The following is a 24,922-nucleotide window of genomic DNA, read 5'->3' as shown; positions in this document are numbered from 1 at the left end:
ACACTTCGCTTAAAATGCATCCTTGGAACCGATCAACACTCTGAATGTTCTCAGAATGATCTTGATGTCCATGAAAATATTGCGCTCACGGGCGTAGGTCAGATCCAGCTCAACCATTTCATTAAAACCAACACTGTTCCGGCCACTCACTTGCCATAGTCCTGTGCAGCCTGGAATCATTTTGAGACGTTGTCGGTCATAGGAAGTGTAATTCTCCACTTCTCTTGGAAGTGAAGGTCTGGGACCAACCAGACTCATCTCCCCTTTGAGCACATTCCATAGTTGTGGAAGCTCATCCAGACTGGTTTTGCGAATGAACTTGCCGATGCGAGTAATTCTAGGATCATTTTTCATTTTGAACATGTTGCCGCCCACTTCATTTTGATCGATAAGATTCTCCAGCAAATCTTCAGCATTCACGACCATCGATCTGAATTTGTACATATGAAATTCCTTACCATTCAGACCTACCCGAACTTGGCGAAAAAAAACAGACCCCTTAGGGGCCTCGATTTTGATAAGTAGAGCTATTACAGCAAACAACGGACATAATAGGATCAAACCTATGAAAGAGCCGAGAAAGTCGAGCATTCTTTTCATAAGCAAATACACTTTATCCGCTTCAAGTCCATGTGCGGCCGTCGTTGCACTGTATCCTAGACCTTTGTCTATAACAATCTCCGCTTCTTTTGTTTGGGGAGATGGACTCATTCAAACTCCCTCCCAGCGATTACTTGCTCAACAGACTGTTTCTCCAGAATCAGCTGTAAAGCATGTAACATCGGTAATTTCAGTTCCGGATTTTGGAGCGCGAAGTCAATAGTTGTCAATATGAATCCCAACTTCTCGCCCACGTCGTACCTAACTCCCTCGAAATCGTAAGCATACACTCCTTGTTTCTCATTTAGTCGTTGGATCGCATCAGTTAATTGAATTTCTCCCCCTTGCCCAATCTCTTGTTCTTCCAAAAAGTCAAAAATCTCTGGATTCAGGACATATCTTCCCATGATCGCTAGATTGGATGGTGCCGTCCCTTGTGCTGGCTTCTCAACGAATTGAAGTACCTCAGTCAGACGTCCGTCCGATCGCAATGGATCAACAATACCGTAACGTTCGGTTTGTTCAGGTTGAACCGTTTGAACACCCACCACGGATTGCTGAACCTGGTTATATTGATCAATGAGCTGTTTGGTGCATGGAACATCCGAGACCACAATATCATCTCCCAGTAACACCGCAAAAGGTTCGTCACCGATAAAATTCCTTGCACACCACACCGCATGACCAAGCCCCTTGGCCTCTTTTTGCCTTATGTAATGAATATCCACATTGGATGATTTGCGTACCTCCTCAAGCAGGCCTAATTTCCCCTTTTCGAGCAGGTTGTGTTCCAATTCGAATGCATTGTCAAAATGATCCTCAATCGCCCGTTTTCCCTTACCTGTAACGATAATGATGTCTTCAATACCAGAGGCAATGGCTTCCTCAACGATATACTGTATAGTTGGTTTGTCCACAATAGGGAGCATTTCTTTAGGCATAGCTTTCGTGGCAGGCAGGAAACGTGTTCCCAGACCAGCTGCGGGAATGATCGCTTTTCTCACTTTTTTCATAAATACCACCCTATCCTCTTTTTTTAAAGTTTATTGAATCGTTAAAAAGGGGCATCGAACCCAACCTCACGTCATACCTCTGACGATTAACGTCTAAGGTTCACCGAACCCACAGCATGACCGAGTGCCTACAGTGATAAAGGTGCAGTAGACATTACCTGTTCAATCAAAGCGTATTACTTCTCTCCGTAATAGCTGACCGAGTTCGATGTCGTTTTGATATTGTTCAGAATGGCACCTAGAATTCGTGCATTCACATGCTCAAGATGAGCCTTCGTTTTCTTCACCAGCTCTTTCTTGACCTTGCCTGAGTTCACGACCAGCAACACACCGTCGCAGAAGGAGCTTACAATCAGTGCGTCTGTTACAGCGAGCACCGGAGGGGTATCGAACATGATGACATCGTATTTCGACTGTAAATCATTCATTAGGTTCTTCATCCGATTAGAGCCGATCATCTCCGACGGGTTAGGCGGGATCGGACCGGATGTGAATAGTTGGAGATTCTCGATGTAGCTCTCTCGCAGAACCTCATCCACGTCATATTGGTTCGACAAGACACTGCTGAGTCCGATATGGTTAGGTACCGAAAATACTTGATGAAGAGATGGATTCCGCAGATCGGCATCAATGAGCAGAACTTTTTTGCCTTCTTGCGCATAAGTCACGGCTAAATTGCTAATGGTGGTGGTTTTCCCTTCACCAGCTTGAGCCGAGGCAACCATGATCGTTTTGATATGACTATCAATAGAAGAGAACTGAATATTGGTACGTAATTTGCGGTAGCCTTCTGAGATATGAGACTTGGAATTGAAATAGGTCACTAGATTATTATTTTCATTGGTTAACCGTGACATATTTTCCATCCCCCACTTTCTGCTGAGATACAATGTTTTTGCTGCCCTTCACATCGTCTTTTTTCATTTTGGAAATGACCGTTAATACCGGAATGCCCAGTTCCTTTTCAATTTCGGACTCTAATTTGAACGTATCGTCCAGATAATCCATGAGGAAGACAAGTGCAATCGCAAGAACCAAGCCTGCAAACAAGCTAACGATGATGGTGAGTGTGGTTTTCATATTAATTGGCGCTGCGTTGCCATTTATATTGGCTTCACTGAGAATAGCTACGTTATCGATTTTCATAATTAGGGGAATTTGCGATTGAAATACTTTGGAAATTGCATTCACTGTTTTTGCGGCGTTTTCGTAGGTAGTCCCTTGTACTGTAATGTTCATGACTTGGGACTCGCTTGCGGTTGTAACGGAGGTTCTGCTGATTAGCTCAGCGGTAGTTACCTTTAAGTCAGGATACGTTGTTGCTACTTTCTCCATAATGGCCGAAGATTTAATGATCTCCTTATAGGAGTTAATGAGCTTAATGTTGCTCTGAATCATACTGAAATCCATCATAGCTCGACCTTCAACATTGGATGTTTGGTTCACGATCAGCTTGGAACTTGCCTCATAGATTGGTTGTGTGAAGAAAATACTCTTAACTCCAGCACCTACCCCAGCAATCAGTGCAATGGCAACAATCAACCACCATTTTTTTTGCAAAATGCGGAAATACCCCTTCAGTTCCACCTTCACATTCCTCCTATACGTTAGTGTCATATATGTAAGCCTGTTGTATAATTCTGGGCTCAACCCCACTCCGAGCTACCAGAGGAGCATGCGGAGCTTGCGGGGATTAAACCGAGTAATAATCGGTTCAGAGTTATATAGAATGAGGGAAGCATTTTCCGCTATACGCCTGACGGCATCCATTCCAAAGTATTGCTCAATCATTTTGTTTCCTTCATTAACAGCAAATGTTCTTTGACGTGTATCATGAGCATCTGATGAAATGAAATGAAACCCGTTTTCTTTGCAAAAATGAAAACACCATTTCTGAACTTTTCGACCGAAAAGTCCTGTGAAGGATTGAGCCGTGAGTTGGCACAGCACGCCTTGCTTCAAATAATCTGCAAGTAGCTTCGGCTTTTTCAGCAAGATTAGATTACGTTCCGGATGAGCAATAATAGGTGTGATACCGGCTACCCGAAGTTCATGAAGGATACCGGGAAACTGCGAGGGAATGGAGCCAAAAGGCAATTCCAGCAACATGTAGCGACTCCCGGCAAGTGTGCAGCATCTACCTGCATAGAGATCTCCAATCAGTGTGTCATGCACTCTGATCTCCTGTCCGGGATGGATATCCAATCGAATGTTGCGTTTGCGAAGCTCTGCTTGGAGCAGATCTACTGCCTGATTGACTACGATCGGTTCGTTGTTGTAGCGCCCGTTCAGGTGATGCGGAGTTGCAATGATGGAGGTTATGCCAGCAGCAGCCGCTTTCTCGGCCATTGCGATAGACTGTTCCATATGGACAGGGCCATCATCAAGACCAGATAATATGTGGCAGTGCATTTCAACCATATCCAAACTTCCTGAAATAGTATGATCCCCCTTGCCCCTTTATTCATTGCGCAATTGCTTTTGGTGTTAAAGAACTAATGCATAACGCTATGAAATATAGTAAAATGGCGTTAAGTACATGCATCTTTTCGAATATATTTCCTTTTTATATGGTAAAATTAATGTAATGATAGGTTTTCTGCACCGTAGGTTGGGTCGATAACTTCTCATACAGAACACGAGATACCGCCGGAAATTGAACATCACGAAGCATAGTGTTTAACTGTCCAGTTATATATAGTTTCTGTTCTTGCTGAATATGCAACTTGGAATGATACAATGTGAGTCCTCCAAAAGGATGTTTCCATTCGGGTACAGCTTGGATTCGCAAACACACATGGTAATCTTCCACATCTAAACCTATCAACATCTCGGATGATACTGGTAAGACCAAATCACTCAGGAAGCTGATCGCCCTTGTATCCATTCCAAGGAGTAGAACGGGACGACGTTTGCGGTTGAAGGCTTTACCCTTAAACTCCTGGATATACATATGGACATTTAACTCTAGATCAGCCCATTCCTGAATCAATGAGTTCATGGCTTCATTCCTTTTAGAATGGATTAGCAACACATTCGTTGCCTGACCTCCCTTCTCACAGGTATACAGATCTGGCAACGAGGAGATACTTAAAATATTCCAAATGATACATTTTGTAACTCCATACGTCCAATTTACGATACAAATTGTATCATGTCAAGCAGTATTTGGACATGGTTCTTTTGATTTACGACAATATGAGATGTCCTTAGACAGACCTACATTGCAATATTTTCACTGTCTTTTTACATGACAATGGTTGTATTAATCTGGTGCGGTCGTATCATTTTTGCAGGAAAGCTGCCCTGATCAAAAAATAGCTCAGGATTGTTTCGATATATATTTGACATGGCGTTCAGGGGGAAATGGCTTATGAACTACGGGAATCGCATTGCTGAATTAAGGGAACAGCGGGGACTTACTCAAGAAGAACTTGCGAGCTCCATCCATATTACCCGGGCTGCACTCTCCCATTATGAGAAGAATCGACGCAAACCGGATTTTGAAGTATTAACAAGGCTTGCAGACATTTTTGGCGTATCCATTGATTATCTCATTGGTCGTACGAAGCAGAGTGATATGGTAATGGATGAGGACGTTCGGGAATTTGTTGATTCTCTTGAATTATCGGATAAGGAAGTGTTGGAACGCTTCGGCCTGATGATCGACGGTAAACCCTTGACCGAAGAAGAGGCACGTCGTTTTATTGCCTTTGTCCGTATGGAACGTAGTATGGATTAGAAGATTCGATTTGCAAAAGAAGACCCAGCACCGAAAAAGCAATTTATCGGTTTCTGGGTTTTTTTCTTGTCTCTAGTTCCCTCCATTTCATTCATGTCTTCTAGTTCTAGTCAAGGACGTATGTTGTTGACGGAGGATATGTAATCGTTCCAACGCTCTGGGTCGATTCCGCATTGCAGTAAAACTTTTTTGATGTCCATCTCGGTTGTTTCAACGTGTTCACCTTTCGGCTTGCGATCGCCCTTGTTTGGATTTTTCATATTCATTCCGCGAACCTCTCCTATCTTAATACTTTCCCTGTGCTCCAAAACTAGCCTAATTATACTTGAGAACCCTCCTCAATGTTGTCGTCTCATGGCGATAGCGTTTTTGGTCGGGGTTCTAATTTTGTCGAAAACAAAATAGGAGCCTTATGAATGCCACACAGGCAAACATAAAGCTCCTATTAAATGTTGTTTAAAAAGGCAATTTTGATTACGAGACATGCCTAATGGCATGAACAGCGTCGAATATGCAATTCAGCCGAAATGTTCGTTGCTCACGTAGGTTGCCTACGCTCCGCTACTCCATTTCTAGCTTCATCCCATCTTCTCGGTACTGAAAACCGCCCTTTTTAAACATGTATTATATGATGTTGTTTAAAAAGGGCAGTTTTGATTACAAGACATGCCTAACGGCATGAACCATTAACCGCCTGTACGTGCAAGCTCACGCATGTTAGCTTCAAATGCCGCTAGCAATGCTGCCTCACCCGTTAGTCCAGTCGCTTGAATACGCTCGATCTGCTCTGTCATACGTTTGAAGTCTTTCGGGATGACACGCACGAACTGATCTACCGATTGCTGCCAGTTCTCCAAGATGCGCTGGCCTGCAGCACTACCTGTATTCGCAACATGGCGTTCAATCATTCCCTGCAGCTCTGTGCTCTCTGCTGAATCCTCAATACGCTCCAACAGTACCATCTCCAGGTTACAACGTTGCAAGAACGTTCCTTCTGGATCATAGATATAAGCAATACCTCCGGACATCCCTGCTGCAAAGTTACGACCTGTATCGCCCAGAACGACGACACGTCCACCTGTCATATACTCGCAACCATGGTCGCCTACACCTTCAACGACAACTTTTGCTCCAGAGTTACGAACAGCAAACCGCTCACCCGCGATTCCGCGGATATAAGCTTCGCCACTTGTTGCTCCGTAGAGAGCCGTGTTTCCGATGATGATGTTATCCTCAGCGTCGAATGTCGCTTTTGGCGAAGGCATTACAACGATTTTACCACCGGATAGACCTTTACCTACATAGTCATTGGAGTCTCCTTCTACCGTCAGGGTAATCCCTTTAGGAACAAAGGCTCCAAAGCTCTGTCCAGCAGATCCAACAAATTTGAATTGGATTGTATCTTCTGGCAATCCAGCGAGACCATATTTACGTGTTACTTCACTGCCCAGGATCGTACCTACGGCACGGTTCACGTTCGTAATCGGAAGCACAGCCTCTACCGGTTGACCGGATTCAATAGCTGGTCCTGCGAGCGGAAGCAATTGCTGCATATCCAGCGTCTCTTCCAAACCGTGATTCTGATACTGTGTACGATAACGTGCAGAGCCTTCTGGCATCTCAGGCACATGCAGCAACACGGACAGGTCTACACCTTTTTTCTTCCAATGATCTACTGCTTCTACAGTCTCCAGGCAGTCTGTGCGACCCACCATTTCCTGAATGGTACGGAAACCAAGGTCAGCCATGATCTCACGGACGTCTTCTGCAACAAAACGCATAAAGTTAACGACGTGTTCTGGGTCACCCATATAATTTTTACGCAGTTCTGGATTCTGTGTCGCGACACCAACAGGACAAGTATCCATTTGGCAGACACGCATCATGATACAACCCAGCGCAACGAGTGGTGCTGTGGAGAAGCCGTACTCTTCCGCGCCCAGCAATGCTGCAACAACCAAGTCACGACCATTCAGCATTTTGCCGTCTGTCTCCAATACGACACGGTCACGCAGATTGTTCAGAATCAGCGTTTGATGTGTCTCTGCAAGACCTAGCTCCCACGGCATACCCGCATGACGGATCGAACCTTGTGGTGATGCACCAGTACCACCGTCATAACCACTAACAAGGATAATGTCGGCACGGCCTTTAGCAACACCTGCCGCGATAGTACCTACGCCAACTTCCGATACCAGCTTCACGTTAATCTCGGCACGTGGATTGGCATTCTTCAAGTCATAGATAAGCTCAGCCAGATCCTCGATGGAATAAATATCGTGATGCGGTGGTGGCGAGATCAAACCTACGCCTGGTGTTGATCCACGAACCTCAGCAACCCAAGGGTATACTTTACGTCCTGGCAATTGTCCACCTTCACCCGGTTTTGCTCCTTGCGCCATCTTGATCTGAATCTCGTCAGCATTAACCAAATAGTTCGAAGTAACACCGAAACGTCCAGATGCCACCTGTTTGATTGCACTACGACGAGAATCACCGTTGCTATCTTTAATGAAGCGAGCTGGATCTTCTCCGCCTTCACCTGTGTTCGATTTACCACCGACACGGTTCATAGCGATTGCAAGATCTTCGTGTGCTTCTTTACTGATTGATCCAAAGGACATCGCGCCCGTTTTGAAACGACGCATAATGGATTCTACGGACTCTACTTCTTCCAAAGGAATTGCGTTACCAACTGGTTTCAGTTTCAGCATCGAACGAATGGTCAGCAATTGATCATTCTCACCTTGAACCAATTTGGAATACTTTTTGTACAATTTATAATCGCCGGTACGCACTGCATGCTGCAGGGTATGGATTGTCTGTGGATTGAACAAGTGTTCTTCTCCATCATTACGCCATTGGTAATCACCGCCGGAATCCAGCACCTTATCGTTACCGTCTTTTTCCGTGAAAGCACGATGATGATGCGTCAATGCTTCTGCCGCAACCTCTTCAAGCCCGATTCCCCCGATACGGGAAGGCGTCCAAGTGAAGTAACGGTCAACGAAATCGGATTGCAGACCCACTGCTTCGAAAATCTGCGCTCCACGATACGATTGAATTGTTGAGATTCCCATTTTGGACAGAATTTTAATAACGCCTTTAGTCGCAGCTTTAATGTAGTTCTTCACAGCTTTTTCATGCGAGATGCCACGCAGCAAACCTTGCTGGATCATGTCATCCAATGTTTCGAATGCCAGATACGGATTCACAGCGCTCACGCCATAACCAAGCAGCAATGCATAGTGATGAACTTCACGCGGCTCTGCCGATTCAAGCAAAATACTAACTTTCGTTCTTGTACCTTGACGGATCAAGTGGTGATGCAGTCCTGCTACAGCTAGCAATGCAGGAATTGCTGCATTCTCCGCATCCACGCCGCGGTCAGAGAGAATTAGAATGTTATGACCTTTGTCGATGACACGGTCTGCTGCTTCAAAGAGCAGATCCATAGCTTTGCGAAGTCCCTCTGCTCCTTCTTTGGCTGCGAAGAAGATTGGAATTGTCATAGAACGGAAGCCTGGGCGACGTACATGACGGATTTTGGCAAAGTCTTCATTAGACAATACCGGTGTGTCCAGACGAATCTGACGACAGCTCTCCGGTTCAGGATTCAACAAGTTACGCTCTGGTCCGATTGTAGTTGCTGTTGACGTTACGATCTCTTCACGAATCGCATCGATTGGCGGATTGGTTACTTGAGCGAACATCTGTTTAAAGTAATTGTATAAACGCTGTGGACGATCCGAGAATACTGCGAGCGGCGCATCATAACCCATGGAACCTGTTGCTTCCATACCTGTTGATGCCATCGGCTCAAGCACTTTGCGTAATTCTTCGAACGTATATCCGTAAGCAAGCTGAAGCTGAGTCACATTATCATGTTTTGGATCAGGTAGCTCCGGTGCTTCTGGCAATTCATTCAGATCCATCAAGTGCTCATCCAGCCAATCCTGGTACGGATTCTCGGCTGCAATTTGCGCTTTAACTTCCTCGTCGGAAATAATGCGTCCTTGCTCTGTATCTACTAACAGCATACGTCCTGGACGCAAACGGTCTTTGTATAGAATTTCTTCCGGCTCAATGTCTAATACACCAACTTCGGAAGATAGGATGATTCGGTCATCCTTCGTTACATAATAACGTGCAGGACGAAGACCATTACGGTCGAGCGTTGCACCGATCTGCAATCCGTCCGTGAACGCCATTGCTGCCGGTCCATCCCAAGGCTCCATCATCGTGCTGTGATACTCGTAGAATGCCTTTTTGGCAGGATCCATTCCCTCATCTGTGCTCCATGGCTCAGGAACCATCATCATGGCTACGTGTGGCAAAGAACGTCCACTTAAATAGAGGAATTCAAGTGTGTTATCAAACATCGCTGTATCGGAACCGTCCGGATTAATGACCGGCTTCACTTTGGAGATATCATTACCAAAAATTTCGCTCTCGAACAAAGACTGACGAGCATGCATCCAGTTCACGTTACCACGCATCGTATTGATCTCACCGTTGTGGATCATGAAGCGATACGGGTGGGCACGTTCCCAGCTTGGGAAGGTGTTCGTACTAAAACGAGAGTGAACAAGAGCAATCGCTGATTCCACAGACTCTTCTTGTAGATCCAGATAGAACTGTCCAACTTGTTCCGTTGTCAGCATGCCTTTATATACAATTTTGCGACAAGACAAGCTTGGCAGATAGAATGATCCGCCCTCTTTCTCATCCGCAGAATAACGAATAGCAAGCTCAGCGCGTCTACGAATGACATAAAGTTTGCGCTCGAATCCAAGCTCATCCTTCACATCGGCAGATCTGCCAATGAACACCTGACGTACATATGGCTTCGCAGCCAGTGCAGAACGACCAAGCATCTCATCATAAGTAGGCACATCCCGGAAACCTAGGAATGTCTGTCCTTCTTCTTCAATAATCTTCTTGAGGCTCTCCTCATGTGCGTGACGAATCTCAGCATCTTGCGAAAGGAACAGCATGCCTACGCCGTAGAATCCTCGTTCAGGCAATGCAAATCCGAGGCGTTCAGCTTCCTGTGCAAAATAGCGATGTGGGATCTGAATCAAAATCCCGGCTCCGTCGCCGGAATTCGGCTCGCTGCCCTGTCCTCCGCGGTGCTCCATATTACTGAGCATGGTCAGTGCCTGGCTAACGATATCGTGTGAAGCTTTTCCTTTAATGTTGGCAACAAAACCCATTCCGCATGCATCTTTTTCGAACTGTGGGTCATAAAGACCTTGTTTAGGAGGTAATCCGATCTGTCTCATGGAACGCAACCTTTCTATAATGAAGTATTTCGGAAAGATCAAGAACATAGGCAACAAGCAACAATGAAACGGGAGGAGCTGGCTAACTAACGAAGCCTGCTGATTAGAGGTGACAGCCATCATCTGTCATAGTTTCAAGCCTTGCGACTGAGGCAGTCGCTATTTGAAAGTGGACTGAGCGAACGATTCGGTAACAGTCTAATATAACAACACGTAGCCGCTGGCACGACCACTCATTATGAAGCGACGTTTTTTTGATATAGTTCTATTATTTTAACACCGACCTAACATCAGCGCAATTTAAACTTTTTAATACCTCTGATAAGAAATGTTTTGCAGTACAGCTTTAGTGTGATGACGTTTAAATTCATCTCTTTTTCGAATAATTATACACATTTTAAAATAGAGTACAACTGAATTTATCTGCTGACAAAAGAAAATCATTCCATATGGGGCGTGTGTTTAAGCCATATTTAGTCAAATGTAAAATCCTAGTAAGCCTCCTTCAGCCTTCTAGCATGCATTTGTATACAGAAAGAGCCTACTGCCCATTTTAGGGCGGCAGGCTCTTTGCACTATTTGACTACTATGTTGCATAATTTTGATACTGAACTACAAACTTTATTTTTTGAAAATTCGCACTTCTCTATGCTTTATGCAGTCACAACTTGACCCGATTCGACCAATTCAGCTTCTTTTTTCGGCTTTCTGCCGTTCCAGAGGAAGAAGGCAAGCGTGAGCAGGATGGAGACTCCAGCGTAGATCGCCAGGATTCCAGCTTGATGCCACATCACATCAAAGTTACCGCTAGATACAACCGCCTTGAAGCCCATAATGCTGTGAGTCATTGGCAGCCAAGGACTGAACGCTTGCAACCATGATGGAATCAGCTCTACTGGGAACGTTCCTGCACTTGCCGCGAGTTGGAAGACCAACAGCAAGATGACTACGTAACGTCCTGGCAGATCAAGCCATGTTACAAGTGCCTGCACAATCATCATGAAGGTTAGCCCCGTAATGATCGTGAACAGGTAGAACAGCGGCACACTGTGTGTCTCTAATCCAAGTCCGTACAACATGAAGCTTGCTACAATCACGGACTGGAAGACGCTCATCGAACCAAAGACCAGTGTACGGCTGACGAATCGACTCCATCCAGATGCACCTGGCACGGATGTATCACGCATTTTCAATACAATCGTTGAGATCAGGGATCCGACAAACAATCCGATTGATAAGAAGAAAGGCGTCAATCCTGTACCGTAGTTTGGCACAACCTCTGCTTCATTCTCCGATGAGTTCACCGGTTCAGCGAACATATTCACAACATCATCGGTTTTCTTCACTTCAGACGTTTTCTGAGCAGCATCGTTCAATTTCGTTGCCAGTTCATTCGAACCGTCCTTCAACTCGGACAATCCATCGGCAAGCTTGCCTGCACCATCACCCAATTGTTTGGAACCGTCCGTTAGGGAGGATACGCCTCCGCTTAATTTACCAACGCCCGTTTGCAAAGCGCTTGTGCCTGTTCCAAGTTGTTTAACACCACTTGCTAATTGCGCACCGCCGTTTGCAGCCTCGCTGAGCTTACCTGTAAATTGTTTAAGGCCATCTGAGAGCTTAGAACCTCCATCAGAAAGTTGGCTCGCACCTGCCAGCAATTGCTCTTGTCCGCCCACAAGCTGACCTGCACCCGCAAGCAGTTGCTGCTGACCTTCATGCAGTTGCTCTGCTCCCGTAACCAGTTGTTGGTTACCTTCATGCAATTGATCTGCACCCTGTGCCAGCTTCTGCTCACTTTCATGCAGCTGCGCACTACCATCGGCAACCGCCTGACTTGCTGCAAGCAGCTTCTGCACATCAGCGCTCTCGGCTAGCTCTGGATTTGCGGCAGCAAGCTGCTTCAATCCATCGGCAACGCCTTTAGCCCCATCGGCAACCTGGCCACTTCCGTCGACAGCCGACTGCAATCCTGTAGCTAAAGTACCACTACCTTGAACCGCACTTTGCAGACCCTCTGATAATTTAGCGCTACCTTGTTCGGAGGCTTGCAGCCCAGTTTGCAGCTTACTTGTACCATCCAGAGATGATTGCAGACCAGCTGCCAGCTTGTCGCTACCCTCTTTCAACTGATCAGCTCCGCTCTGAAGCTGTGTTCCGGCTGCTGTTTGAAGCTGCTGTAGGCCAGAAACCAAACTTGAAGTACCTGTCTCCAGCTTCGTAGCTCCGGTATGAAGCGCATTGACACCATCCGTCAAAGGTGAGAGCCCTTCTTGTAGTGCAATTGTTCCTGATGCAAGCTTAGCCAAATTATCTTTGAGCTTCACAGCACCATCATCCAGCTTGCCTGCACCGGTATTCAGCTCGCCAGCACCGTCTCCAGCTTCAGCAAGTCCATCTGACACCTCGGAGAACTTATCAAGCAATGTCTCCGCATAAGCCTCTGTCACTTTAGCTGATACTTTCGCCTTCAGATCCTTGATCGCCGTCTTACCAATCTGAGCACCTACGAAGCTATAGTTACCATTAGGTTCATAGATGAGGTCCGCGGGTTTAGGTTTATCATCCAGCAATGTGGTAGCCTGTGATGAGAAATTTTCAGGAATCGTAATTTGCATGTAATACTTATCGTCCTTCATACCTTGCTGTGCTTGAGCACTATTCACAAATTCCCATTTAAAATCTGCATTTTTCTTCAACTCATCGACGAGATCTTCCCCAACATGCAAGGACTTCCCTTCCAGCTCAGCCCCTTTATCGAGGTTGACTACTGCGACAGGCATCTGATCCACATGACCATATGGGTCCCAATAGGCCGCTAGGTAGATACCACTATACAGAATCGGAATAAACATAATGGCGATAACGGGGATCAATACCTTCGGGTTTCTCACGGCCGATCCCACATCCTTGAAAAACACGGATAAAGATTTCATGTCATTTCTCCCCTTGTCTCTGCTAATCAGCAGGAATTCCTTGTAATGTAAACATTTGATGTGAAAAAGTAAATTTCTGAAATAACGTATGACCATTTTCCTCAAACGGTCAATTTAGGGCAAAAAAACAACCTGTCTTCCGACAAGCCTCACCGTCGTACCATTTAAGTAACAACAGCAATTCCTTCCATTAAGAAAAGGCGAAAGTAGCTTTTGATCTGTTCCTTGCTAAGTGGCTCATGTTGCTTATTCCAATCCGACGTCAGGGCAATGTATAATCGAATCATCATAAATGACACAACCTGTGGATCGCAATCGCGAATTTCGTCCGATGCCTTGGCCTTCTCTAACTCACGTGTCAGAAAGTCCGAAATGACCTTTTCCACTTTATCCAGACCTTCTTTGGCCTGAAGTGTACCGAAATCCTTTAGCTCTTGAGCAAGTTTCACCAACAGATCGTGATCCCGTCTGAATTCCAACAATGAGTCCAGGACGCGGAACAGATTCTCAAAAAACGCACTTTCCTGATGAACTTCACGATGAGCAATGTTCTTCATTTCCTGGATGACGTCCACCAAAATCTGATCAAACAACTGCTCCTTATTCGTAAAAAACGTGTAAATCGTTCCTTTGCCAACATTCGCAATTTTGGCTACCTGATCCATCGTGGTCGCCTTATATCCGAACATGGCGAACGATTGCGCTGCCGCTTGTATCACTTGCTGTCTCCGGTCAATCGGAGCCATCATATCTCCTCCTTTATTCCATGATCGTCCTTTAGGAAGTGACCAAAAATACATTTCGGTCATTCGGTCAAAAATTACAATACCACCTTTGAAAAACGATTGCAACCTTAAATATAAAAAATTGTGTTAATATTTTTTAACCGAAATGCAGTGGAAACTACGTGGAGCGTCGTCTATAGTGTATGATGATCCATCAACGTGAATGAATCGGAAGTTATATGTCTCAGAACTCTTAATCTTGTGTAATTATCTAACGAATAAAAAAACATGATTTTCCGCCTCGTTGTATATTCTTGTAGTATCGCAACGTTCCGGCAAAATCCACTTACAACTGATTTGAATTTAAATTTATGAATAAAGGTGAACTCATGCGAAAACCAAGAGTGCTCTTATTATCAGAAGGTTTCGGCACCGGTCACACCCAAGCCGCCCATGCACTGGCAAGCGGAATCAAGAAAGTAAGCCCGCATATCCACAGTCGAGTGATTGAGCTCGGTAAATTTTTGAATCCAACGGTAGCCCCGTTAATTTTCTCTGCATACCGCAAAACATTGTCCGTGCAGCCCAAACTAGTCAGTTTGTTATACCGCACGCAATATAACAAATCACTGAACGGTTTTACGAAATTAGCGCTACACCGTATTTTCTATACGCAAACGGCACAGGTCGTGGCTCAATTGAAGCCAGATGCCGTAATCTGTACCCACCCATTTCCGAATGCGGTTATTTCTAGGCTTAAGCGCCAAGGACTTGATGTTCCTTTATATACCGTGGTTACCGATTACGATGTCCATGGGACGTGGATCAATCCAGAGGTAAACAAATATCTGGTCTCTACTCCACAAGTAAAAGCATTGCTAGAGATTAGAGGGGTCGAACCGTCCCGTATTCAAATTACAGGCATTCCCGTTCATCCCGACTTCTGGGAGGCAGGAGACAAAGCCACGTTAAGACAGGAGTCTGGGCTTAAAGATATGCCAACAGCTTTGCTGATGGGTGGAGGCTGGGGACTTTCTTTTGACGAAGAACATATGAAGGCATTAACCTCCTGGGCAGACCGTGTGCAGCTCCTCTTCTGTCTTGGAAGCAATGAAAAGATGATAGCCAAAATGAAAGAAATGCCTTGCTTCCAGCATCCTAACATTCGGATCTATGGGTACACCCGTGAAGTCAGCAAGCTGATGGATGTATCCGATGTGCTAATCACGAAGCCTGGTGGCATGACATGTACGGAGGCACTGGCGAAAGGATTGCCTATGCTGTTTGTTCCTCCGCTTCCGGGGCAAGAGGAAGAAAATTGTGAATACTTCGTACAAGCCGGATATGGGCAGGTCATTCATTCAGCAGAGGTCATTTCGAAACGATTTGGGGAATTATGTGATCAGCATTCTGCTCAGACATCGGCCGAGGAACAGCCAAATACGGCTAAACTTACCAAGTCCAAATCGACTTACGATCCTACATGCTGCGCACAGGCTGTCCACGACTTATTATTTCCGACGACTACGGAACTTACAAACGCTCCTAAAGAGCGTTTTACAGCCGGGATTACTGCCACGCCGCTGTCAGGTACCAGAATCCCGTTCTAAGCCCTCTAGACCCCTTTAGATTCGTTCTACGAGGGTCGTACTGAGGATAAGACGAGTTATATGATGTCATTTGACCTCATGAAGCCTATTTCTCTCGAATCACATCATGCAAAAAAGGTTCCCTCCACAAGTTGGAAGGAACCTTTTTTTATTTCGATAATTTTATCGTATGATTTTCCATATAAAAGGGTAATTTAAAAGTAATGATCTTTCGAAAACCACGAAATAAACCTGCACAATCCGGCTAATTTTGGTCACCAGTGAAGCTCACATAGTTAACTAGCCTGCCTGTTTGCAGAATTATTGGCACAATTAGTACTCTTTTGAACCGACCTTTGATTTCTTAACATATCCAGCTTGTTTTACTTGTAAAATGTATGATGACCGATTGTTTTTACCTTTTTCTGTGAACGAGCCACTGTCAGATCATCCGCAAGCGTCAATGATAAGAAATAATACGTATCATCGGCTACTTCCTTCTTCCCGTTCAATGCTGCATTCACGGCCTTAATGCTGTCCTCATTTGGAACAACGCGTTTCAAACGTCCGTTAGCTACAGGACTAAACTGAGATTTCTGATAAATCACTTTGTAAATGGAGTCGGGAAAATTGGCTGACCGCAGCCGGTTTAAGACAACATTAGCAACTGCCACTTTGCCTTCGTACGGTTCACCTTCCGCCTCTGCCATGACAATTTTTTGCAGCAGAAGCACATCTTTATCAGACACACTGTATGACCAGGTAGCGAGCTTCGAGTCCGCCTGGTTCAGAAGTTTGGTCCGCGTAAAGTAAAGTTTTTTGGGGGGAGTTGTAAGTGCAGCTGCTGCTTTGGCTTTCTCGATCTTCGCCAATTTCACTGCTGCTTCTTTCTTAGCTTGATCTGCCGCCGCTGCTCTTGCCTTATTTTTGGCTCTAGCCTCTGCTAGTTCTTGCTCTTCCTGAGCAGAAACAAGCCAATTTTTGGCCGGAAGCGTATTAATCCAGTCTGCACTCGAAGCAGACGTATCGTTAGACAGACTTGTCCCATCTTGCAGCATTCGCCTATCCTCGTTTGAAGAAACTGCCCCATTGTTCACAGACGCTGCGAGCTCAGTCATCTGCTTACTATCACCATCCTCATTCCACTTCCCAGTCGCCTGGACTACATTAACCCCCACTATACACACAAGCAGCACAGATAACATCGGTGCTACCCAACGATTCTTGCTTATAATATCCATTCGAAGATTCCTCCTAGTCGCAACAATTCCCTAATCTAAGTAACCCAAAAAAAAGAATTTGAATAACGTTGGCTAATATTACATAGGGAACAACGTAATGTCAATGTGATTATATGGGATATAGATCATTTTCCGGAAAAAGAAAACGTCTCCACAATCTCATACATCGGGCTACGTCCAAGCCTCGTCACATAAAGTACAAAATCCTCCACATTCCATGAAAGTGTTCCAGTAGAATGTTCTGGAAGCACCTCAATTATTCCTTTATTTTCATTTCCAGGGACAGCTCCCAGGAACTTTCTAGCGATTGTAATATGAGGTCGATAGGGTCTCAACTCCGCTTTATATCCCAGCTCTGATGTCGCTTCTACTATTCTCTTCTGCAACAGATTCAAACGATCCATCTCTCCGCTAACACCTTTCCACAGCACTTTTGGTGTCTGCTCCAGTCCGAATGTACCCCAATCGGTAATCTGCAACGAAAAGGATTGAACTTCTGCACTGACTTCACGAAGTGCCTTCCGAAGATGGCCCATGTCACTTACAAGTGTATCTCCCAGAAATTGCAAAGTGATATGATAATCTTTGTGGTGAGTCCACTTGCGAAAATCGAGTTTACTCTGCGCAAGCCTTGCATCCATTTGCAACGTTTCCTGAATGGGATCAGGAAGGCGAATGGCTGTAAACAGCCTTTCTTGTTGCGAATGATGATTAACCTGCGAATCATTATGGTTACGATAGTTCATCGGATACACCCCTCTAAAGTTCGTTTTATTATTTCACAGTCATACCTATTGTTTCAAGTTGGGTAAATAAATATATATATCCAACTAAAAAATGTTGCACTGACGATTTCGATGCCAGAATGCCTTAGAGGTAGCCACCTACCCACTTGCCCTTTCTGCACATCAACTTCAAATCTGCTACACTTGATATTACAAGTGAATAAAACTTAGGAGGCTACATATCATGGGTAAAATTGTATGTTTTCCAGCACTGTCAGAGGAACAGCAACAACGAATTTTGGACGCTGCACCTGGTTATACCTTGAACGTTGGCAAAGCCAAAGACATGAACAGGGCAGAGCTACAAGAAGCTGAAATCATTCTTGGCTGGTCTCCTCTCATTACAGAACATGTACTCAAGAAACAAGGATCCTTGAAGTGGGTTCAGGTCTGGTCTGCCGGTGTGGATAACCTGCCATTCTCTGATCTGGAACAACAGCAAATTCAAGTAACCAGTGCAAATGGAGTTCACTCCATTCCAATTACGGAAATTATTTTGGGCATGATGCTATCTCACAGCCGCTGGTTAAGACAAGCAATGCTACACCAACAGCAACGTGAGTGGAAAGCACCTGATCAGCCTCTGCCTGAATTACACGGAAAAACAGCTGTCATCGCTGGCGTAGGAGAGATCGGCAGTGAAACCGCTCGAATCCTCAAAGCGCTAGGCATGAACGTCATTGGTGTACGTCGCTCCGGTAAGGATGTCCCTAATGTTGATCGTATGTATGACATGTCCGGTTTACACGAAGCCCTCGGGCAAGGTGACTATGTCATTAACATCCTGCCACTGACGGATGAGACGAAGCATCTCTATGACGAGACTGCCTTCGCACAATTTAAACCAGGTGCCTGCTTCATCAATGTGGGACGAGGTCCTAGTGTGAAAACCGATGCGCTTCTAGATGCTCTAAATAGCGGACATCTCGCCTTTGCCGGTCTGGATGTATTTGAGGAGGAACCTCTCCCTTCAGAACACCCTCTGTGGGGAATGGACAATGTATTAATTACACCGCATATTGCGGGGAGCACAGAAGCATATAAGGATCGCGCACTCGATATTTTCTTAGAAAATTTAGAGGCCTACCTTGCTGGCAAATCACTCCCTCGTAATCCAGTAGATTATGATCATCAGTATTAAATCATCCAATCATTTCTATGCATAATTGTACAAATAACAGAAAACCTCCACTCCGGAATACATACTTTTCCAGGATTGGAGGTTTTCATTTTCTATTATTTTACTTTATTTTACATTATCTTTAAAAAAATTTAATATCAGCAACTGAAATAGTTTCCAGTTGCACCCGAGCTTATGTGCATAACCAGATATGTCGTATAAACGTACCTTTACTCACCTTGCAGTAGTTTGTCACCTTCCAGCCTGCAGATAATAAGTGGTTCTCCACCCATTCGGTAGAGACGACTACTGCTCGTCCAGTCAATCGCCGTAAACTTGTGAGCATCGCTCGTTGCTCATCATCCGGAAGAACAGAGCATAGATTATAGGGCATGTCCAAAACGGCTGCATCATACTTACCTTGCAAATCATTCATGTCACCTAAAGTTATACATGCCGCGTCATATCCGTAAGCCGGAAGATTAACACGTGCACCTTGCACTGCGAGAGGATTCAGATCATTGCCTCTGGCCTCGATCCCCATGGACATTGCCTCAATAACAACCGTTCCCATTCCGCAGCATGGATCAAGCAATCGATGACCCTGAATCTCTGGAACCGCAATATTTACAAGTGATCTAGCCAGAGTTACACCAAATCCAGTTGAATAATTTTGCGGTTTGTTACGGCGATTCTGCCAGGAACGATCCGCTTCTGTCCACCGCCCCAAGATCCATTTTCCACCAGCATGGATTAGGCCGAAAGTCACTTTCGGTTCCTTCATCTGTGCTTTACCCTGAATGCACATCCCGACTTGTCTCTCCAGCTTGCGAGCAGATTCGTAGTCCAGTGTGTCGTCTCCTTCTTTCAGACAAACGACCTTGAATGTCTCCTCCGGCAGCAGCTCCATCTCCGAAGCGAATGGCAGTAGCTCACTAATCGAGTCTACCTCAGCACTCACTTCTAACCTGCCACGAATAAACGGACTTCTTCCAGGTGGAATGTTGATTGCCGATCTGACATATGCCCCAGAGATCGAATGAATTTCTGAAGCGTGACGCAGCAGAACTTCCAGTTCAAGCATACATAACTCACGTTCATTCTCGTGGCAAGCAAAGGTGTACAGATAACTTCCTTTTGCGGAAAATTTACGATTGGATTCGTTCAAAACAGTAGCCATCCTTCATGTTTCTTCTATTATAAATGCGAGTTCAACAATCCCACTTATTCATACCTAGAAGAAGGTCTATATTTTTAATTTCTCAATGGAAGCAAGCAGGTCATCGGACAACTCCTTCAGATTCTGAATACTGCCACTAATCGTTTCCATCGAGCTAACTTGCTCTTCTGCTGATGCCGATACTTCCTCGACACTCGCCGCAGATTGTTCCGATACAGCCGAGATCTGTTGACTGAAATCATTCATGCGTCCACTTGCTTCCTGCATGCCTTCAAGCCCATCCGTCATCGTACCAATTACCTGAACCATTCCCTCAACCGACTCATTGATATTCTTAAACACACTTCCCGTTTGCAGGACTTGCTCCTGTCCACGTTCCGTCTCTTGAACGCCAGTCCTCAATTCTGAGACAACTCCTTGGGAGTCCTGCTGAATATCTTGGGTAATCGTTGTAATCTCTTCTACCGACGTCTGTACAGCCTCTGATAATTTGCGAACCTCAGCGGCTACGACCGCAAATCCTCTGCCACTCTCTCCGGCACGGGCTGCCTCTATCGAGGCATTCAATGCGAGCAGGTTCGTCTGACGTGCGATATCATGGATCACTTGTACGAGCTTCGTAATATCCTCATTCTTGCGATCCAACTGTTCCATTTTATCCATTGAGATCGAGACAGAACTTGCAATTTGCTTCATTTGTTGAACTGACTGTTCCATCGCCTTGCGTCCATTCAGTCCTTGTTCTAACACAAGATCCGACATGATACGCAGCTGTTTCCCTTGTTCTGTGTGCTGCTGAATGTGCTCATTCAATTCCTCAACCGTACGTGCAGACTGTACTGCCGTTTCCGCTTGACTCTCAGCCGCCTTCGCTGACTCTTCCATGGTGAGTGCAATTTGACTACTACCGATCTTAACCTCTTCCGAGGAAATCGCTAGTTCACTGCTCTGACGGTTCACCGCCTCTGCAACACGTCTTACATTCAGCACCATTGAAGTCAGGTTACCTTTCATGTCATTGACTGCCTTAGCCAGAACGCCGACTTCATCCTGATGTTTCGTATGTATGTCCTGAACATTCAATTGCCCTTCGGCAATCAACTTCACGGCACTAATCACGCGAAGCAGCGGTTTAACGACCTGGGAACGGATAATCGGAATGGTGATCACTGTAATCACGATCATGATCAGAACACCAATAATGATAATCATACGACCATCCTGCACGGAACGAATAGTTTGAGCCGCAGATAAGTCGGATTGATTTTGGTTGTATTCCACCAGGTAATCTAGATCAACCTGCATAGCATCAAACGAATCGGCACCCTTCTCCGATACTTCCTTCGCGAGCTGCTCTTGCCCTTCATCGCTGAGCTTGATAGATTGGGTATTGATTTTGAGATAGGCTTCCCACTTGGATTTGAAGGTATCCCAATGTTCTTTCTCCTCTGGAGCTTTTTGCTGCTGATCATATATCTTTATAGCCTGAGCCGTTTCACGAATATACTGAGTACGCTCTTCCGCTAGTCCCGTCTTGTCTACTGCCTGTGCATCGAAATGACGGTAGCTCAGCGACAAAATATGCTCTGTCGTATAATTAATTCGATTAATCTGCTGAATGGAGGGCATCCAGTTACCCGTTATTTCGTTTGTGTTGGCTTCCATCGAATTCATTCGGGTGATGATGGTCACGCTGAGAAGAATTAAACAGAGGATTAACAGATAGAACGCGATGCTGATACGCAGACCAATACTCTTGATCTTGAATCTGCTGAACATACGATTTCCCCCTCATGCCGGATTTGGCTTATTAGTGCTTGTTCAAAATAATGAATTTTTAGGACTTTTGTCTGCTAATCAACCTTCTTTTGGCATCTTGCAAAATATCCTTTTCTATATTATATCTGTGACAAAACAGACGTAAAGTATTATAACATTCTTTTGTTATTAAGATACTTTGTTTTGTAAAATCTTGTGAATGCCGCATAGGATCTGTGACATATTTTCATCTTCATGAAGTATAAGCCTAATTTCCAAACCTTTCTACCTATAAAATCATAAAAAAACTGCAGCACACCAACATTCGTGAACTGCAGCTCTTCCTATCTATTGTAAGACGAAATAGTTTAAAAAAAATTATAAATCACGCTATATCCCAAGGCTGTTTTAGGCTCACTGTGCCAGCTTTCCCTGGCTCTCCTATAGGTTGAGCCTTCTCTGATATTCGGCGAGAAGTTCGTAAGATTCAAGTCTTCGTTCAAAATCAGGGCCTGCCGTCACGATTAGCAATTGATTCGTACCCAACCGTGCGCTGACTTGGTGCATCTGCTTCCACACCTGCTCGGGTGTTCCGGCAATATGCCGATCTGATGACTCCCCATCTGCATTAGAAGTACTCTCATCACCGTTACTCTGTGAAGGATCACCAGTCGTTCTCGCTCTGCGCCGCTCTTCCATCTGACGACTCCAGCTTCGCGCTTGCTCCTCATCCCCCGCACATAGCACACTCAAAGCCACCATCACTTCCGGCTCGGTTCGATGCGCACTAGGAACAAAACCTTCCCGGTATCGCCGCACAGCCTCCGTTCCATCCGCCTCACTCATGAATTGGCCAAATACATATCCCATACCAAAACGGGCAGCAAACTCAGCACTCTTCACATTCGTGCCGAGCATCCATACCGATAATGGATGTTCTGGAATAGGTCGTGCTTGTACCTCATGCTCCTCATAGGTGTACCGATCCTCAAGGAGTGCAGTGAGTGCTTCCAGCTTATCAGGCAGTTTGGATACATGCTGTAGATAGTTACCACTCAGCGCCATCGTAGCATGAGGCCCACCACCAGGCGCCCTTCCCAGACCCAATTCAATCCGCCCAGGATAGAGTGATGCAAGTAAGCGGAACGACTCAGCTACCTTAAGTGCGCTGTAATGCGGCAGAAGCACTGCACCCGATCCTAGCCGAATCGAGGAGGTTCTCGCTCCGATATGAGCAAGAAGCACCTCTGGAGATGCCGAAGCGAGTTCTTCCATATCATGATGTTCTGAAGTCCAGTATCGTAAATATCCCCATTCTTCGGCATGTTGAGCGAGCGTTACCGCTTGCTGTAATGCCTGCTCTGCTGACACGCCGCCAAGCCTTGGAACTAAGTCAAGCACGCCCAGATGGGTTGGAGGATTTGTCCGAATATCCAAGCGTCTCATCTCCCTGTCCGTGTATACTTTTATGGAACAACCTGTATCTCTAGTCGAGATCGTAAATGGAGCCAACCTTTAAGCCATACAGTTCGTTATAGATTTTCTCGGCAAAAGCATCCGTCATGCCAGCAATATAATCAATCACCATATGCTCCCAAGTCCAGATCGGATTCGACTTCGCCTGATCCTTCTCATACCGTTGCAGCCAGTCCGACGGGATAATCGATTTGGATGTCTCTGGATCTAGAAATGCATCCCATAGGCGTTTAATCATCCATTCACTACGCTTTTGCAACCGTTGCACACGCAGGTCACGAATCATGGTCACCCAAGCGAAGCTTTTCAGCACACTCACCGTGCGCAGCATATCGAGATCTTCCTCTCCTTCTCGAACAAACGTAACCTTCTTCCAGTTCCCGTCGTCAATTACGCCTAGACTGCCTACAAACAAACTTACCCAGTACGCCTTGACCTCACGGCGAGTCCGTGAGTAATCATGCTCGCAGAATGGCATTTTCTCATTCCATACACGCAGAAATGAAGCAAGTACCTCTTCTACCTTTTGCCCAATAGCTTCGCGCGTCCAACCGTTCCAGAACAGGTCCTCAAGCGTCGTAATTTTATCTACGATAAGTCGATTGATATGAGGGTCTTGCAGGAAATGCTCATGCACTTCAATTTTGCCTGCTTTGATACCATCCTCTAGATCATGCGCGGAGTAGGCAATATCGTCACACAGATCCATTAGCTGCGCTTCAAGCGTCTTCTTGCCCGCCGGGATGTTCCAACGATCACGAATCTCGCGAATATACTGCCACTCGTGGTGGTACATGCCCTTCTTGCTCTCCGTCCCCGGATAAGGGTATTTATTAATCCCCAGCAGTACTGCATCAGACAGATTAAGTCCGTCGATATCCTCCCGTTTCTCCAGATACATGATGAGACGGAAGTTATGCGCATTGCCTTCAAAATGTTCATATTTACGCTTCAGTTCAGCACGTACTTCCGCTTCTGGTCTAGGTGTCTGCGCACTGCGACTCTTCTTCATAATCTTCTTCAACTCGGTGTTGATGAGATCATCCAGAATACCATCTAATACTTCTTCCCCTTTATGTCCAAACGGTGGATGGCCAAAATCATGCGCAATCGCTGCACATTCCACCACTTCTGAATCGATAATAAGCCCAGCATTATCTGCCTGATTCCAATCCACCTCGGGAAAACGACGAAGCAGACTTCTCGCTGCCTCTCGTGCAATCTGCGCTACCTCTAGTGAATGAGTTAAACGAGTACGATAATAGTCGCCTGTTCCTGCCCCAAACACCTGGGATTTGCCTTGCAACCGACGGAAAGTTGGTGAGTGGATTAGTCTCGAATAATCCCGTTCATAGGCTGCGCGAGCCCCATCCATCTTCGTCAGTTCAGGATATTGTCTATGTTCTCTCAGATCGTTCCATTGCATCTTGATCACTCCTAGCCGACTGTCTCTATTTTGAGTGATTATACAC

Annotated in this window: 19 protein-coding genes; 3 read left to right on the top strand and 16 right to left on the bottom strand. The window is 45.5% G+C overall.

Annotated elements, in window-relative coordinates; all coding sequences use genetic code 11:
- Positions 1–9 precede the first annotated feature (9 nt).
- The 6 genes from ASD24_RS08240 to ASD24_RS08215 all read right to left on the bottom strand — a co-directional run bounded on the left by ASD24_RS08240 (position 10) and on the right by ASD24_RS08215 (position 4,614).
- On the bottom strand, positions 10–711 hold the full coding sequence (locus ASD24_RS08240) for a sugar transferase (RefSeq protein ID WP_082560327.1): 702 nt from the start codon (positions 709–711) through the stop codon (positions 10–12).
- Positions 708–1,613 (bottom strand): UTP--glucose-1-phosphate uridylyltransferase GalU, encoded by a 906-nt coding sequence (galU, locus tag ASD24_RS08235; RefSeq protein ID WP_056694421.1) that lies wholly within the window; start codon positions 1,611–1,613, stop codon positions 708–710. The genes ASD24_RS08240 and galU overlap by 4 nt, the downstream gene beginning before the upstream one ends.
- A 176-nt stretch (positions 1,614–1,789) precedes the next feature.
- The gene (locus tag ASD24_RS08230; RefSeq protein WP_056694276.1) at positions 1,790–2,470 is read right to left on the bottom strand and encodes a CpsD/CapB family tyrosine-protein kinase; all 681 of its coding nucleotides are present in this window, start codon (positions 2,468–2,470) and stop codon (positions 1,790–1,792) included.
- Complete coding sequence (locus tag ASD24_RS08225; protein ID WP_056694275.1) at positions 2,451–3,200, bottom strand: YveK family protein; 750 nt, start codon at positions 3,198–3,200, stop codon at positions 2,451–2,453. The genes ASD24_RS08230 and ASD24_RS08225 overlap by 20 nt, the downstream gene beginning before the upstream one ends.
- 75 nt (positions 3,201–3,275) lie before the next feature.
- Positions 3,276–4,034, bottom strand: a complete 759-nt coding sequence (locus tag ASD24_RS08220) for a tyrosine-protein phosphatase (protein WP_056694273.1) — start codon at positions 4,032–4,034, stop codon at positions 3,276–3,278.
- Positions 4,035–4,179: 145 nt separating this feature from the next.
- Positions 4,180–4,614 (bottom strand): hypothetical protein, encoded by a 435-nt coding sequence (locus tag ASD24_RS08215; protein ID WP_156395380.1) that lies wholly within the window; start codon positions 4,612–4,614, stop codon positions 4,180–4,182.
- 372 nt (positions 4,615–4,986) lie between these two features.
- Here ASD24_RS08215 and ASD24_RS08210 point away from each other — a divergent pair, with 372 nt between their 5' ends.
- Positions 4,987–5,355 carry a helix-turn-helix domain-containing protein gene (locus tag ASD24_RS08210; protein ID WP_056694267.1) on the top strand — a complete coding sequence of 123 codons (369 nt, stop codon included), beginning with the start codon at positions 4,987–4,989 and terminating at the stop codon, positions 5,353–5,355.
- Positions 5,356–5,465: 110 nt separating this feature from the next.
- Here the strand turns inward: ASD24_RS08210 and ASD24_RS30185 are convergent, their stop codons facing one another.
- The 4 genes from ASD24_RS30185 to ASD24_RS08195 all read right to left on the bottom strand — a co-directional run bounded on the left by ASD24_RS30185 (position 5,466) and on the right by ASD24_RS08195 (position 14,322).
- The gene (locus ASD24_RS30185) at positions 5,466–5,621 is read right to left on the bottom strand and encodes a hypothetical protein (RefSeq protein WP_156395379.1); all 156 of its coding nucleotides are present in this window, start codon (positions 5,619–5,621) and stop codon (positions 5,466–5,468) included.
- A 420-nt stretch (positions 5,622–6,041) separates the two neighbouring features.
- Positions 6,042–10,640: a glutamate synthase large subunit gene (gltB, locus tag ASD24_RS08205; RefSeq protein ID WP_056694265.1), complete on the bottom strand. Its 4,599-nt coding sequence runs from the start codon at positions 10,638–10,640 to the stop codon at positions 6,042–6,044.
- Positions 10,641–11,293: 653 nt separating this feature from the next.
- The gene (locus ASD24_RS08200) at positions 11,294–13,576 is read right to left on the bottom strand and encodes a YhgE/Pip family protein (protein WP_056694263.1); all 2,283 of its coding nucleotides are present in this window, start codon (positions 13,574–13,576) and stop codon (positions 11,294–11,296) included.
- Positions 13,577–13,740: 164 nt separating this feature from the next.
- Positions 13,741–14,322, bottom strand: coding sequence for a TetR/AcrR family transcriptional regulator (locus ASD24_RS08195; RefSeq protein ID WP_056694262.1), 582 nt, complete (start codon positions 14,320–14,322; stop codon positions 13,741–13,743).
- A gap of 368 nt (positions 14,323–14,690) precedes the next feature.
- Here ASD24_RS08195 and ASD24_RS08190 point away from each other — a divergent pair, with 368 nt between their 5' ends.
- Positions 14,691–15,911 carry an MGDG synthase family glycosyltransferase gene (locus ASD24_RS08190; protein WP_056694259.1) on the top strand — a complete coding sequence of 407 codons (1,221 nt, stop codon included), beginning with the start codon at positions 14,691–14,693 and terminating at the stop codon, positions 15,909–15,911.
- 362 nt (positions 15,912–16,273) lie between these two features.
- Here ASD24_RS08190 and ASD24_RS08185 read toward each other — a convergent pair whose 3' ends face one another.
- Both ASD24_RS08185 and thpR read right to left on the bottom strand, forming a co-directional pair.
- On the bottom strand, positions 16,274–17,131 hold the full coding sequence (locus ASD24_RS08185; protein WP_056694258.1) for a cell wall hydrolase: 858 nt from the start codon (positions 17,129–17,131) through the stop codon (positions 16,274–16,276).
- Positions 17,132–17,256: 125 nt separating this feature from the next.
- Positions 17,257–17,877: an RNA 2',3'-cyclic phosphodiesterase gene (gene thpR / locus ASD24_RS08180; RefSeq protein WP_056694256.1), complete on the bottom strand. Its 621-nt coding sequence runs from the start codon at positions 17,875–17,877 to the stop codon at positions 17,257–17,259.
- Between the two features lie 223 nt (positions 17,878–18,100).
- On the opposite strand from thpR, the gene ASD24_RS08175 reads away from it, so the two are divergent.
- Complete coding sequence (locus ASD24_RS08175) at positions 18,101–19,057, top strand: D-2-hydroxyacid dehydrogenase (RefSeq protein ID WP_056694254.1); 957 nt, start codon at positions 18,101–18,103, stop codon at positions 19,055–19,057.
- A 172-nt stretch (positions 19,058–19,229) separates the two neighbouring features.
- On the opposite strand, the gene ASD24_RS08170 is transcribed toward ASD24_RS08175, so the two are convergent.
- The 4 genes from ASD24_RS08170 to ASD24_RS08155 form a co-directional block, all read right to left on the bottom strand.
- A complete protein-coding gene (locus ASD24_RS08170) occupies positions 19,230–20,216 on the bottom strand; it encodes a TRM11 family SAM-dependent methyltransferase (RefSeq protein ID WP_056694252.1) in 987 nt (328 codons plus the stop codon).
- A gap of 66 nt (positions 20,217–20,282) precedes the next feature.
- Positions 20,283–21,995: a methyl-accepting chemotaxis protein gene (locus ASD24_RS08165; RefSeq protein WP_056694249.1), complete on the bottom strand. Its 1,713-nt coding sequence runs from the start codon at positions 21,993–21,995 to the stop codon at positions 20,283–20,285.
- 420 nt (positions 21,996–22,415) lie between these two features.
- Positions 22,416–23,420, bottom strand: coding sequence for an MsnO8 family LLM class oxidoreductase (locus tag ASD24_RS08160; RefSeq protein ID WP_056694238.1), 1,005 nt, complete (start codon positions 23,418–23,420; stop codon positions 22,416–22,418).
- 40 nt (positions 23,421–23,460) lie between these two features.
- Positions 23,461–24,876, bottom strand: coding sequence for a deoxyguanosinetriphosphate triphosphohydrolase family protein (locus ASD24_RS08155; protein WP_056694236.1), 1,416 nt, complete (start codon positions 24,874–24,876; stop codon positions 23,461–23,463).
- Positions 24,877–24,922: the final 46 nt, after the last annotated feature.

This window comes from Paenibacillus sp. Root52, assembly GCF_001426865.1.
GTDB lineage: Bacteria > Bacillota > Bacilli > Paenibacillales > Paenibacillaceae > Paenibacillus.
Note: the sequence above shows the minus strand (reverse complement) of the source record. Positions and strands in the feature narration are given on the sequence as shown.